The organism is Acinetobacter sp. AHP123 (assembly GCF_023757925.1).
Classification (GTDB): domain Bacteria; phylum Pseudomonadota; class Gammaproteobacteria; order Pseudomonadales; family Moraxellaceae; genus Acinetobacter; species Acinetobacter oleivorans.
The window spans coordinates 3,760,236-3,773,019 of sequence record NZ_CP092454.1 but is presented as its reverse complement, the minus strand read 5'-3'; the positions used below and the strand labels follow the sequence as shown (position 1 = coordinate 3,773,019).

Below are 12,784 nucleotides of genomic sequence, written 5' to 3'. Positions count from 1 at the left end.
AATTAGTTAGATTGCGTGTAGTACGTCACAGATTTTAAAAATAACATTCAAATCATGCGTTTAGTATTTATTGACAGTGTGCAATATTAAGTTTTATAACTAAAAGATCCTGAAGCTGTTTCTTTAACCAGAACAGAAAAAACACAATATAAAGATGAATAGACATTAGAACAAAAAGTTAAGGAGAAGAAATGAAAGTCCTTAAATACACTTTATTTTCTCTTATGAGTATGCTGACAATAAATAGTGCAGATGCTGGAAATGCATCTACATCATTAAGAGTCAGTTTAACGATTATTGAAACGTGTGAAGTTTCTACACAAGGAAATTTAGATTTTGGTTCAGTCGTTCGTTCTCAGCCAGTTGCTGCTGCAAGAACGGATGTATCTGTGCAATGTAGCCAAAATACCCCGTATCAATTGGCGGTAACTTCAGACAATAACTTTGAACTTAAATCTGCTGCTAGCCCAGCATCTGTTGCATATGTGCTGTACCAAGATGCTGGTCATACTCAAATTTGGGGAGGCCAGGGAAGTAAAATATATTCAGGAGTTGCCACAGGGATGAAAGAAAATATTCCTATTCATGGGGCAATTACATCAAGTACCAATGTTCAGGCCACCAAGTATGAAGATTGGGTCCGTGTGAACGTTATATATTAATAAAAGAATAATAAATAAAGCGCTTCTGCTGTAAAGCTGAAAGGCCAATATTTTAATCACTATGATTTGATATCAAATTCTTTTGCAGCTCAACAAGGTGCGATGAGTAGAACCTTGTTGAGCTACATAAATGATTTTATTTATTGCTCAACCATTGAATTGAGGCATCAAACAGTTTTAATCCATCGTCAGATAGATTGGTAAATGTGTCGTTGTTAAGAAAAAACATGAGTCTTTTTGCAGGTGCCAGAGACTCATAATCCATGGTTGCACCTTTCTCATAACCCCAAATTGCCACTTTTTCAGGTTGCCCATACACAGTCGCGATAATGGTGGCACCTAAACCCGGTTTGCCCCAACTCATAGGTGCTTGCGCTTTATAGACATTGTGAGTCCCCGCAGAAAGATGTGCAGAGAGTGGATGTGGCGCATTGACCAACCACAAATAACGTTCTTTCTCTACTTCGCCAAAATCGCTATTAATTCGTTTACCTGTCATAGCCAAATCATCAAGATAATCGTTTTCCCACGTCATCAGTGGAATGGCGAGTTGGCGCCAACCCGATTGAAGATTTTTAGAAGCGACTGTAGAAGAAATAATGACTAAATCTGTGTTCTTTAAATTATTCGGTGAAACAGATTGATCTAATACTTCAACTTGATAGCCTTTGCTCTGCAAGTATTTTTGAATAGCGACATCTGTACTAGCAGATGAACCCTTGATCTGTGAAATCAGGGCAATTCTTGTTTGGGCGTAAACAGAAGTACTAAACAGTGTGCCAATCAACACTACCGTAGAAAGAAGCTTTTTCATATTGTTCTCGAAAGAGCAGTGATTTAACACTGCTCTGATCCTGTGTTTTAAAATTTAAAGGTTGCACGTAATACTGCTTGGCGAGAGTCACCTTGAGATACTGTCACATTATCGACGCTAGCTGTGTAGTAAGTGGTGTCAAAGATATTATTTAAATTAAATTGGAAAGTGACTGCTTGTTTCGCAATAGTTGTGTCATAACTCACAAAAGCATTGGCAAGCGTATAGTCGGGTAGGTCAAAGGTATTTTTCGAATCGCCAGCACGTTTTCCTACATAATTACCGCTCAAGCCTAAACGTAAATTACCGTTGTAGAGCTGCCCATAATTATAGGCCAATGCCAAAGAAGCTGTATTACGTGCCACATTGCTAAGGCGGTTGCCTTCTAAACCATTTTCATCTTCAGTCACTTCAGCATCTGTATAGGCATAGGTGAGGGTAGCATCAAGCTGATCTGTTAGACGCCCTGTCAGGTCAAGCTCAGCTCCTTTAGAACGAACAGCACCCGTCGTATGCAATTCGACTACTTTGGTAGATGAATTGGTGATTTTAGTTAAAACATTACGTTTTTTAATATCGTAGAGTGCAAAGTTGGCTTTGATACGGTCATTTAACTCGTATTTTGCTCCAACTTCATAAGACTTAGCTTGTTGAGGTTGAACATCTGCATTAATGACAGCATCGCCGCCTAAAGGGGCAATTGAAGAAGATGGCTTAAGTGACTCGGTATAACTGCCATAGAATGAAAGCTGGTCATTCCACTGATAGACTAAACCTGCATGTGGAAGCCAAGCATCATCATTGGTGTTGGTGTTTTCTTTAAATGGTCTGCCACGTCCAGCAGTTTGCTGATAGTTCAGGTAACGACCACCAAGCACAGCAATCCATTTTTCATTTAAGTGAATTGCATCTTGAACGTAAAAACCGTAGGTATGTAGTTTATCGGTTTGGTCACTATCGTCATTACTAATATCACGAGATGCTTCAATAGTTCCAAAACTTGGATTTAAATAATCTAAGGTTGAGGTATCACCACGAACCATATCTGGACGGAAATATTTGCGATATTCGATGTCTGAACCAATTTGAATATCATGTTTTAAACCAAATAAGTTGGTTGAACCATTGATATAAGCTTGGGCGTTACTGTCTATACTTTCTGCATTTAAAGTCGCATCGGTACGGCGTGTAACCGTATGATTGGCTGTATCTAACTTGGTTACACGTAACTGATTGGCATCATAGGTTTCGTAGTTGTAGGTATAACCAAAGTGAGCCGACCAATTATCATTAATTTGGTGATCTACCAACAGTTGAGCTAAATGATCTTCACCTTTCATTTGGTTAAAAGCTTCATCTAGACGTTGATATTTAGAAATGGGTAGGGCTTTGTTTGTTTTTGGATCAAAAACGGTAGAGCGGTCAAAAGGTACATCAAAGTGGCGGTATTGATAGCTCAGGTTCACTTTAGTTTGACCATTATCCCACGCTAAAGATGGAGCAATTAGTGACTGTTTGAGGTTACCAAAATTACGCCAATAGTCTGCATCTGAGTGATCGGCAATAAAGCGATAGGAAAAGTTACTATTACTAATCGCGCCCGTGGTATCTATGCTTGCGCCTAAACCATTTTTACCCGCAGCAAAGCTTGAACCGTAGACGGAAAGTTCAGTTTTCTGGGTGGTTTCAGGTTTCTTTGTAATGACATTGACCACACCACCCGGGTCCATAATGCCATAGAGTAATGAAGACGGTCCCTTTAAAACTTCAACTTGTTCAACTGCCGCGTTCATGGTTCGGCCTTGCACAATCGGCATACCATTTACGGTAATTGAACCGTCACGGTTATCACCAAAACCACGTTTCATTACGGTATCTTGTGTACCGCCTAAAGTATTACCTTGCGTAATGCCGCTGACTTGGGTCAGTGCATTGTCCAGATTTGCAGGTAAATAGTCTTTCATATATTGCTTAGAAACGACATTTACGGTTTGTGGGCTTTCTAGATTTTTTTGATTGCCTCGTAAGGTCGATGCCGTTTGATTTTCGATATAGCTTGAGTTCGCTTCCGCCTGAACTTTAATAGTCTCTAGCTGCGCTGGTTGGATCGCAGTTGTTTCTGCCCAAGACATGATAGGGATGAGGGATAAAAGCAAGGGGCTACTATGTTTTAAAATTTCAACAGTAATTAAATTTTTACGCGGGGAGAAAGAAAACATACGTATACCTAAGTGATATAAACATCGTGAAAGGCTAAAAAAGAGCGACTATTCAAGCGAGCAAGAGAGCCGACTAGACTCAAAAAAGTGTGTAAAGTATATATAAATGAGACTCATTTGCAATGTTTTTGAAGAGGAATAAAAGAGAAGAAAAATTAATAATAAGTTAACTTTTTAATAAGATTCTCTTTTATGCTCGGCCACTCTTCATCAATGATACTAAATCTGACAGAATTCCTTTTTCTTCCATCAGGCATAATTCTCTCATTTCTTACAACACCTTCCTTTTGAGCACCGAGTCTTAAAATCGCATTCTGTGATTTTTCATTGAGCACATCTGTTGTAAGCTGAACCCTGACGCAATTTAATTCCTCAAAGGCATATTTAAGAAGCAAATATTTTGCTTCTGTATTTGCGTATGTTCGCTGCCAAGATTTCGAATACCAAGTACTTCCAATTTCTAACTTTAAATTTTTTCTGTCTATTTTCCAAAATCTCGTAGACCCAATAATTTTTCCTGTAGCGATATCTTCAACAACAAAAGGAAGAACTGTACCTGCTCGGTAACCTTCTAGTGCATGGTGAATATAGTCATCTATTGTTTCTGCTGAAGGTACGACAGTGAAAGGGAGGTTCCATAGTTCTCCGTCTGATGCAGCGGCGACTAAATCTCTTGAATCTTCAATCTTTAAAAGGCGTAACCGAATACGATTACTTGAAAGCATGATGTTTGGGGCCATAACAGAGGTCCTAGCTAAAAGTTATCAAAAAAGAGTTTTACCCAAATCTTATTTAAATCGACTATTTAGATCACCACTTGAAACAGAAGTATTGAGCGAATGAAAATTGCCTGACTTGGCAATCGCACTTGCTGTTTTAATAAAACCATCCCAAGCTGAACGTGCTAATGCACCACCAAGGCTAATACGTCTTACACCCAAGTCTGCAAGTTCTGCCGCTGTTAAATCACTATCCCAGCCAATTAAAACGTTCACGGGTTTTGGTGCAACAGCATTAACGACAGCAATGATTTGTTCACGTGTTTTGATACCCGGTGCATACAGGCAGTCAGCACCAGCTTCTGAATATGCTTTTAATCTGTTAATGGTATCTTCTAAATCTGGCACACCAACAAAAAAGTTTTCAGCACGGCCGATAAGCATTGTATTCGTTCCGCTTTGATCGATCGCTACACGAGCTGCTCGTATTCTTTCAACAGCATCAGGAATATCACGAAGCGGTTTTTCAATATTTCCAGTCGAATCCTCAATCGAAATACCCGCTATACCTGTATCAATTGCCATCAGAACATTCTCAATAACGCCTTGAGTAGTATCTGAAAACCCACTTTCAAAATCAGCATTAATAGGAAGATTGGTCGACTGAACCATGTAACGTAAATGTGCCAATGTTTCATCTTTGTCGAGTTGACCATCTGCTTTTCCACAAGACCATGCATAGCCCGAGCTTGTTGTTGCAAGTGCTTTATAGCCAAGTTGTTCGAGTACCTTTGCGCTGCCTGCATCCCAAGGATTAGGTAAAATAAAACATCCGTCTTTATGGAGTTCACGGAAAATTTTTCTTTTCTCATCTACAGAGGTTTTCATTATTCGGTACTCTTTTTAATGTATTTACTGAAACTTAAACAATTCCATCTAGCTGTTTAAAATAATCTTTTAGAAGGCAAGTTAAAGCTGAATGACTATAACAATTTTTTAACTCATAGAAATATAGCTACTTCTTAATTTCAAATAAGTAAATCAAAATTAAGTCATGTCCATTTGGGGAATATTGATTATAGTTTTCTTGAGTTTATATAAATCTGTTTATCGTCATAAAAAATCATAGTTAGCGTTTTATTATTTTTGTAGTTAACGGGGGAGAACGAACCAGAAACTATTTTATTATTTAGGATTAGCTATGAAAAACACTTATTTAGTTACAGGTGCTACAAAAGGTATTGGAAAAGCAATTAGCGATGAATTGTCCTTGCAGGGACATCATGTAATCGGAATTGCTAGAAATATTAAGGATATAAACTTTTCTGGAGAGCTTTTTAGTTGTGATCTATCAAATATAGAACAAACTGAAGAAACCTTAGCTTTAATTTCTAAATCTCATGTTATACACGGAATAGTGAATAACTCAGGAATTAGTCTACCTCAACCTTTAGGCAAGATTACATTTCCTGCCTTAGACGAAGTTTGGAACTTAAATGTAAGAGCTGCTATACAAGTGACCCAACACTTTATTGAACAACTTAAAGAACAACGCTTTGGGCGAATTATTAATATTGGTAGTAGGGCGATTTACGGGGCAAAGGATAGAACAGCTTATTCAGCAGCAAAAAGTGCATTGGTGGGTTGTACAAAAACTTGGGCACTGGAGCTGGCTGAATTTGGAATAACAGTCAACTGTGTTTCACCAGGACCAATTGAAACGGAACTTTTTAGGAAAACTAGACCAATCGGTAGTTTAGCCGAGAAAGCAATATTGGATAGTATTCCATTAGGAAGGATTGGAACGCCTAAAGATGTTGCAGATGCGGTATCTTTTTTACTCTCAGATCATGCAGGCTTTATTACTGGTCAGGTTCTAAATGTTGATGGTGGGGGAAGCTTATAGAGCTGTTGTTGTGCCAAGTGAAATATTTTTTTATCTGTAAAGTTTTAAAATAGTCTTTTACAGTGAGTTAGTCTGATTGTTGATCACTTATTAGCTTTGCCATCCAGTCTGCAAATACACGTACTGCGGGTGAAAGAAAACGCTGATGCGGATAAAGTAAAGTGACGGCAACGGGTGAAGGACACCAGTCTTGTAACACAGCGACGAGTCTTTTTTCTCTTAGGTGATCTACCACAAGTCTTTCAGCAAGTTGAGCGAGTCCATATCCTTCAATGCACATTTTTATATAAAGTTCGGTTTCATTAACAGCAACAGTACCATTCGTTTGTACAGTTTTTTTCTCACCATTTCGTATAAAGCGCATTTCACCTGCATGCCTGTTGTTCCCTGAAAAATAATGAATAGCTCGGTGATGTGCTAAATCATCGGGAGTTTGTGGAATTCCATTTTCTTTTAAATATGTTGCCGAAGCACATGTTACCCAGCGGAATTCGCCAAGAGGACGGGCAACAAGTGTGGAGTTTTCTAAATTTCCCATGCGAATCACACAGTCCACACCTTCCTTAATCAGGTCTACTTGTCTATCGCTGACACCTATCATAAGGTAGATATCTGGATAACGCTGTTGAAACTCTTGCAGGCTCGGCATAATCACTGAATGAGCGATGCCCGCAGGCATATCAACTCGTAATCGACCCTGTGGCTTTTTGATTGCATTGGTCAGGTTGGATTCGGTATGTTCAATCAGGTCGAGTATTTCTCGGCACTGGGTCAGATATTCTGCTCCCTCTGGCGTCAGGCTAACCCGTCTTGTTGTTCTGTTTAACAGACGCACTTGTAAATACTTTTCAAGATTTTTAATTGTACTAGTGACTGTTGAGGCAGGTAGGGAAAGTGCCTCTGCTGCATGGATAAAGCTTTCAGCTTCTGCCACCCGAACAAAAATCTGCATTGCCTGAATACGATCTAATCTCATACCTTTGTCCCAATACTATACTTACACTCTTAGATTATTCGCTTTCACTGAATAATAAAAACAGTTTAACCAGCTTTTTCAGCATTATCACTTCAGATAGGTTTTCAGCATACATTTGAGAAGTTGGAATAATGATGACTGATTACAACAGAAACATAGTGCAGCTGACTGAGTCTTCACCAAATAGAACGCTGATTCGCGGGGCGACGATCCTAAGCATGGATAGCGTGATTGGGAACATGGTTCGCGGAGATATTCTTATTGAGAGCGGCATGATTACTGCCGTGGGTGAAAATTTAGAAGCCGAAGGTACAGCTATTATTGATGCATCCAATATGATCGCGATGCCGGGTATGGTCGATACTCATCGACATTCATGGGAAGGGCAACTGCGACGGATTAATCCGAATGCTGAAACGTTAGAAGACTATTGCAACGCGACGCACTATTCTTTTGCCAAGTACTATCGCCCAGCAGATATGTACATTGGTAATTTACTTACAGCGCTAGGCTGTATAGATGCGGGTATTACAACAGTAATAGATAATTCACACAATAGCCGTAGTGCTGCTCACTCTGATGCGGCTGTTGAAGCTTTACTAGATGCTGGTATTCGAGCTGTACACGCTTCTGGTGCACCAGTCTCAGGAGACTGGGACAGAGCGAATTGGCCTAGCAATCTCGAACGCCTACAAGAAAAATATTTTAAAAACAGCGAAAACAGTTTGGTATCACTGGCTGCCATGGCTCAGCTAGAACCTGAATTATGGGCTGAGGCACGCAGATTGGGGCTGCCAATCATTACTGAATTTTTTGGTGGTGAAATGGCTGCTGCACTAGAGGGTCTACATCAACAAGGTCTGCTAGGACCAGATAATATCTTTAACCACTGTACCTCGCTGCCAGATGCTGGATGGGAAATTTTACGAGAGGCGGGTGTGCGAGTAAACGTATGCCCACGATCAGATGCTCACTATGGTATTGAAGACGGCATGTTTGCCATGCAGTCTGCTTTACGTCACGGCATTAGACCTGGTTTGAGTGTAGATAATGAAACATCATACAGTGGCGATATGTTCATGGAAATGCGTGTAGCGTTTTACTTACAGCGTGTGATGGGAATGCATCACAACAAATGTTGTGGTTCAGCACATTCGCCAGTGACCATTCAGGCGCAAAACCTTCTCAAAGCTGCAACGGCTGATGGTGCTGCTTGTGCAGGTCTGCAAGAAAAAATCGGCAGCCTGACACCCGGTAAACAAGCTGACCTGATATTAATTCGAACGGATGACATTAATCTTTATCCGTCTGGTAATGCATTTGGCACGGTTGTTCATGCAACTGAACGCAGCAATATCGATACGGTGATGATTGGCGGAAGAATCGTTAAACGTGATGGTAAAGTGTTGGGTGTGGACAGTGAGCGACTTCGTGCAGCGATTGATGAATCTCGCCAGCAACTTTTCGTTGCGGCTGGTTATACTCCAGATATTTTTGCCGAGACGTTTCTACCTCTGGAATAAGTTGTCTAAGAGGGAGCAAACAATATGTCTATAAATGTTATCTATTACCTCATGGCTTTTGGTGCGGGGCTGGGGATTACTCTACAAACCACTCTGAATGGGCAATTGGCTAAAGGTATAGGCGGGGATTCTGTTGCAGCGGCATTATTCTCGTTTACTGCTGGTGCCGTATGCCTTGGGATTTATTCTCTAATGCGAGGAGGAATAGCTCCTTCGCTAATCGCTATTCCAAGTCAGCCATGGTGGGCCCTTTTAGGCGGAGTTTTAGGTTCATGTGCACTGCTGAGCTATGTCGTCCTTGCGCCTAGAATCGGGTTATCGGCTTTGTTGGGGCTGGCAATTGCTGGACAAATTATCTCGTCATTGTTGATTGATCATTTCGGGCTGATGGGAGCGGCTGAACGACCAGTTTCCATGATTAAATTGGTTGGAACAGTGGTCATGCTGATAGGTCTAGGGATTGCTCTTTTCGGTGACATGGGATGAGTTTTGGATTTAAAACGCCTGATACAAGTTGACTCCACGCCATTCCAGTCATGGAGTGGCAATATATTTAACAAATCAACAGCAACCGATACTCGCCATCTTTTTCAACAGGGGCTCGATGAACACAAGGCAAAACCTTTTGAGTGGGATGATCTACGGCCAAACGCCAAATATGACCCGTGCCTAAATTTACAGGTTGAGCATTGGGTTTAGGCTGATAATGCAAATCAAAGAAATACTCTGCCAAGAAAGCTTCAAATTCAGCATCTGTGCCGTCATGTAATTCTTTGAGCTTTTCTCGAATTTCGGAAATTAAAACTTTTTGTTCAACCTGATCATTGGAAACAATATCACTGGCAGCGCCGTGATAGGTACATAAGAAAGTATCAGTTTCAATTGGAGAGCGATCAACATGAAATGAATATACATCTGTTGAAATGAAATCTAGCTCTTCATCGCGTTCATAATGTTTAAGTAAGTTAAGTACTGGCGATGCTCCGAAATCAGTTAACTGCTCGATATCTTCTAAAATAGTTTTTCTTGCCAGATTGCCTTTTTCTGAAAGTTGTAGTGCTAAAAGGTCCTCAACAGAAACTTCTGTAATATTTTCTTTTAACTGAAGCTTATTCACAATCTCTTTAAAGTCGCCCACCAAATTTCTGTGCCAGCAAATCGCATTTGTCTCTCCTCGGAACTTCGTATTTACAAGTTCAGGGAAACTAGACACTTGTCTAATTTGTTTGCTGTCAGAAAACGCATTCTTCATAGGAGAACTAAATAAAATAATAGAGCATGTCTAATATTATAGCCTGAGCTTAGCCAAAAAATATTCCATTCCAATTGATTAAGCCAGTTTAGTCTTACTTCAGAAGAACATTATTTGCCTCTGAAGTAAGGTCTTTAAACGTCGAGTAATTTATTTACCACTCATATTTCACACCTACTCGGAAATTGGTCGGAGCGCCGTAATAGCTATTTGTGGTGGCTAAATGGTATTTCTCATTAAATAAGTTATTAACATTAAAGTTGAGCATCAGATTATTGTTGACCTTATAACGTGCCATTAAGTCGACTAAAGCGTAACTTTCTTGAGTAAATCGACCTGTTGCAGAGACCGCATTTTTTTCATAAATTTCGCTTTGCCAACGAACACCGCCACCAATGGTGAGGGCTTCATCAAGATAAGGTAGCGTATAGGTGGTAAACAGTTTGGCTGTGTTATTTGGCACACCGGTATTTAATCGGTTGTCTTGACTATCTTTTGATAGGTTACGGCTAAAGCTGGTTGAAACTTGCCATAAATCAGTCAACTTACCTGTGGCTTCAATTTCAAACCCGCGGCTTTTGGTGCCAGATTCTGTGCGATAGGCTTGAGAACCATCTGGAGCAAATACATCTGCTAATGCAATCGCTGTATTGTCCTCTTTAGTTTCATAAATAGCAGCACCAACATTTAACTGATTATCAAAAAACTCACCCTTAATACCCAGCTCGGTACTATTACCTACTAATGGGTCTATGTATTCGCCTGTAACGGCTTTCTTATCTTGTGGTGAAAAAATATTGGTGTAGCTTGCATACGCAGTCCAATTGTCAGTGAAATCATAGGTAATGCCCACATAAGGAATTACCTTGCCACTTTCTTCTTGTGTTGTGTAGGTGGTCGTATTCTTAGCATCTGAATGATCGCCCGTTACGCGTTCCCAGTCTTCAACTCGAGTGCCTAAAATGACTGCAAGATTGTCTGTGGCTTTAAGACGAACAGCACCAAAAATAGATTGGCTACGATCATCACCACTGTACCAACCATCTATTTTTGTTTCAGGGCGGTTAGGTGTACTGCCATCCCAAGCAAAAATATTTTTTAGAGTTCCATCCCATGTCATTTTGCCGTCAACTGAGTTATTCCAGCCAGAATAGGTGGGACGTTTATTTTTACTTTTTGTGTAAGTCGTGCCTAACACCACGTCATGAGTTTGATTAAACAAATCAAATGAACCATTCAAAGTTAAATTGAACAAGTCTTGAGTTGGACGATAATCCCAACGGGTTGCATATAACATCGCCCCGCTACCAGTAGCTTTATCGATCCCTTTACTTGAGTAGGTATAGCCTACAATTTCATCAGAATCGGTAATGGTTCTAGATACTACACCTTTTAATTTCCAGCGGTCATTAAACTGGTGTTCAATGTCGGCAAAGTAAGATGTCGTTGAGCGATCTGAACCCGTCCAACTTGCTGCCGCTGAATCTGAACGGGACCAATTAATGAGTGTGCCATCTGTATAAAAGCTTGGTAAACCACCTCTAGCCACACCAGTCAAATCAATTTGCTGGTAACTTGCACCTAAACTTGCTTTGGTTTGGTCTGTTAAATCAGCTTCTACAACTGCATAAGCAACTTTACGTTCTTCATTATAGCGGTCGATATAAGAGTCTGACTTTTGGTAGGCAAAAAGGGTACGGCCACGAATACTTCCTGATTCATTAAGAGGTGTGGAAACATCAATATCGGTACGGTAAGAATCCCATGAACCAATGTCGGCACTCACTGAAGCCTTAAAGTCCTGTAATGGTTTTTTTCGGACCAGATTAATACTTGCGCTTGCACTGCCAGCCCCTGTCATTAAGCCATTTGCACCGCGCACGACTTCAACACGGTCAAATAAAGCCATGTCCTGACTTTGGAAAATACTTGCATATGAACTCATGAGCTTCACGCCATCGAGTAAATAGCTATCTACTTCTTTGCCGCGAGCGTAAATAGGTGAGTTATCACTACCAATATTGCCGCCTTGTTTAATAGAGAGTCCTGCTGCTTGACTGACAACATCGGTTAATTGGGTGAGGTTCTGATCTTTCATTTGTTGGTTGGTGATTACACTGACCAGCTGAGGTGTTTCTCGCAAACTTAAAGCTAAGCCATTAGAAGCGGTGGTCGCTTTCGCCGTATATAAACCCGAACCTTCGGTTGTTAGGTTTTCACCATGATCAGCATTAACATGAATTGTTGCTAAATGCGCCGTACCTGTTTCACTGCCTGCCGTATCAAATTCATTATTGTTATTTGCTTTTGTTTTAATTGTTTCTAACTGGAAAACTTTGGGTTCAATTGGAGCGGGTGGAGCCTTCACTCGGATGCTGTAACCACTATTGTTGACTTTAACGGCTTCAAATGGATGGTTTTGTAATAACAGACTTAAAGCATCTTCAACAACGTAATTGCCTTGAAGCGCTTTGCTTTTTGTTTTTGAAAGACTGGCATTATCGTAGCTAATGGTTGTGCCTGTTTGAATCGCCAGTTGTTTAATGGCCTGATCAAGCGTGCTCTGGCGAATTGAAATACTATAAGTTTGTGCAGCGTAAATAGACGTTGAGGTAAGCGCCGTGACCACCAATGGCGTACTCCATAGCACTGCACGTATAGCCAAAGCCAATTTACTTTTTGCTTGATAATCCTTCATGTGGTCTTCTCGACA

The 12,784-nt window shown here is 40.4% G+C and carries 11 protein-coding genes; 4 read left to right on the top strand and 7 right to left on the bottom strand.

Features of this window, described 5'->3' with window-relative positions:
• The first annotated feature begins 191 nt into the window (after positions 1-191).
• Positions 192-662 carry a Csu type fimbrial protein gene (locus MJX77_RS17885; protein WP_151823205.1) on the top strand — a complete coding sequence of 157 codons (471 nt, stop codon included), beginning with the start codon at positions 192-194 and terminating at the stop codon, positions 660-662.
• Between the two features lie 136 nt (positions 663-798).
• Here MJX77_RS17885 and MJX77_RS17880 read toward each other — a convergent pair whose 3' ends face one another.
• The 4 genes from MJX77_RS17880 to MJX77_RS17865 form a co-directional block, all read right to left on the bottom strand.
• Positions 799-1,476, bottom strand: coding sequence for a hypothetical protein (locus MJX77_RS17880; protein WP_252059994.1), 678 nt, complete (start codon positions 1,474-1,476; stop codon positions 799-801).
• 47 nt (positions 1,477-1,523) lie between these two features.
• Positions 1,524-3,695, bottom strand: coding sequence for a TonB-dependent siderophore receptor (locus MJX77_RS17875; protein ID WP_252059992.1), 2,172 nt, complete (start codon positions 3,693-3,695; stop codon positions 1,524-1,526).
• A gap of 155 nt (positions 3,696-3,850) precedes the next feature.
• The gene (locus MJX77_RS17870; protein WP_252059991.1) at positions 3,851-4,435 is read right to left on the bottom strand and encodes a GNAT family N-acetyltransferase; all 585 of its coding nucleotides are present in this window, start codon (positions 4,433-4,435) and stop codon (positions 3,851-3,853) included.
• A gap of 48 nt (positions 4,436-4,483) precedes the next feature.
• Positions 4,484-5,302, bottom strand: coding sequence for an isocitrate lyase/PEP mutase family protein (locus MJX77_RS17865; RefSeq protein ID WP_252059990.1), 819 nt, complete (start codon positions 5,300-5,302; stop codon positions 4,484-4,486).
• A gap of 313 nt (positions 5,303-5,615) precedes the next feature.
• Between MJX77_RS17865 and MJX77_RS17860 the strand changes: the two genes are divergently transcribed.
• Positions 5,616-6,320, top strand: a complete 705-nt coding sequence (locus tag MJX77_RS17860) for an SDR family oxidoreductase (RefSeq protein ID WP_151827686.1) — start codon at positions 5,616-5,618, stop codon at positions 6,318-6,320.
• Positions 6,321-6,387: 67 nt separating this feature from the next.
• On the opposite strand, the gene MJX77_RS17855 is transcribed toward MJX77_RS17860, so the two are convergent.
• A complete protein-coding gene (locus MJX77_RS17855) occupies positions 6,388-7,296 on the bottom strand; it encodes a LysR family transcriptional regulator (RefSeq protein WP_252059989.1) in 909 nt (302 codons plus the stop codon).
• A gap of 134 nt (positions 7,297-7,430) precedes the next feature.
• Here MJX77_RS17855 and MJX77_RS17850 point away from each other — a divergent pair, with 134 nt between their 5' ends.
• Both MJX77_RS17850 and MJX77_RS17845 read left to right on the top strand, forming a co-directional pair.
• A complete protein-coding gene (locus MJX77_RS17850; RefSeq protein ID WP_353619249.1) occupies positions 7,431-8,819 on the top strand; it encodes an amidohydrolase family protein in 1,389 nt (462 codons plus the stop codon).
• Positions 8,820-8,843: 24 nt separating this feature from the next.
• Positions 8,844-9,305, top strand: a complete 462-nt coding sequence (locus MJX77_RS17845) for a DMT family transporter (protein ID WP_252059985.1) — start codon at positions 8,844-8,846, stop codon at positions 9,303-9,305.
• Between the two features lie 67 nt (positions 9,306-9,372).
• Here MJX77_RS17845 and MJX77_RS17840 read toward each other — a convergent pair whose 3' ends face one another.
• Entirely contained in the window at positions 9,373-10,071 is a 699-nt protein-coding gene (locus MJX77_RS17840) for a DUF1826 domain-containing protein (protein ID WP_252059984.1), read from the bottom strand.
• A 154-nt stretch (positions 10,072-10,225) separates the two neighbouring features.
• On the bottom strand, positions 10,226-12,769 hold the full coding sequence (locus tag MJX77_RS17835) for a TonB-dependent siderophore receptor (RefSeq protein WP_252059981.1): 2,544 nt from the start codon (positions 12,767-12,769) through the stop codon (positions 10,226-10,228).
• Positions 12,770-12,784 lie beyond the last annotated feature (15 nt).

What these genes read in the sequence shown, in the direction of transcription:
- MJX77_RS17885 (WP_151823205.1), top strand. Translation starts at nt 192, where the DNA reads ATGAAAGTCCTTAAATACACTTTATTTTCTCTTATGAGTATGCTGACA.
- MJX77_RS17880 (WP_252059994.1), bottom strand. Translation starts at nt 1,476, where the DNA reads ATGAAAAAGCTTCTTTCTACGGTAGTGTTGATTGGCACACTGTTTAGT.
- MJX77_RS17875 (WP_252059992.1), bottom strand. Translation starts at nt 3,695, where the DNA reads ATGTTTTCTTTCTCCCCGCGTAAAAATTTAATTACTGTTGAAATTTTA.
- MJX77_RS17870 (WP_252059991.1), bottom strand. Translation starts at nt 4,435, where the DNA reads ATGGCCCCAAACATCATGCTTTCAAGTAATCGTATTCGGTTACGCCTT.
- MJX77_RS17865 (WP_252059990.1), bottom strand. Translation starts at nt 5,302, where the DNA reads ATGAAAACCTCTGTAGATGAGAAAAGAAAAATTTTCCGTGAACTCCAT.
- MJX77_RS17860 (WP_151827686.1), top strand. Translation starts at nt 5,616, where the DNA reads ATGAAAAACACTTATTTAGTTACAGGTGCTACAAAAGGTATTGGAAAA.
- MJX77_RS17855 (WP_252059989.1), bottom strand. Translation starts at nt 7,296, where the DNA reads ATGAGATTAGATCGTATTCAGGCAATGCAGATTTTTGTTCGGGTGGCA.
- MJX77_RS17850 (WP_353619249.1), top strand. Translation starts at nt 7,431, where the DNA reads ATGACTGATTACAACAGAAACATAGTGCAGCTGACTGAGTCTTCACCA.
- MJX77_RS17845 (WP_252059985.1), top strand. Translation starts at nt 8,844, where the DNA reads ATGTCTATAAATGTTATCTATTACCTCATGGCTTTTGGTGCGGGGCTG.
- MJX77_RS17840 (WP_252059984.1), bottom strand. Translation starts at nt 10,071, where the DNA reads ATGAAGAATGCGTTTTCTGACAGCAAACAAATTAGACAAGTGTCTAGT.
- MJX77_RS17835 (WP_252059981.1), bottom strand. Translation starts at nt 12,769, where the DNA reads ATGAAGGATTATCAAGCAAAAAGTAAATTGGCTTTGGCTATACGTGCA.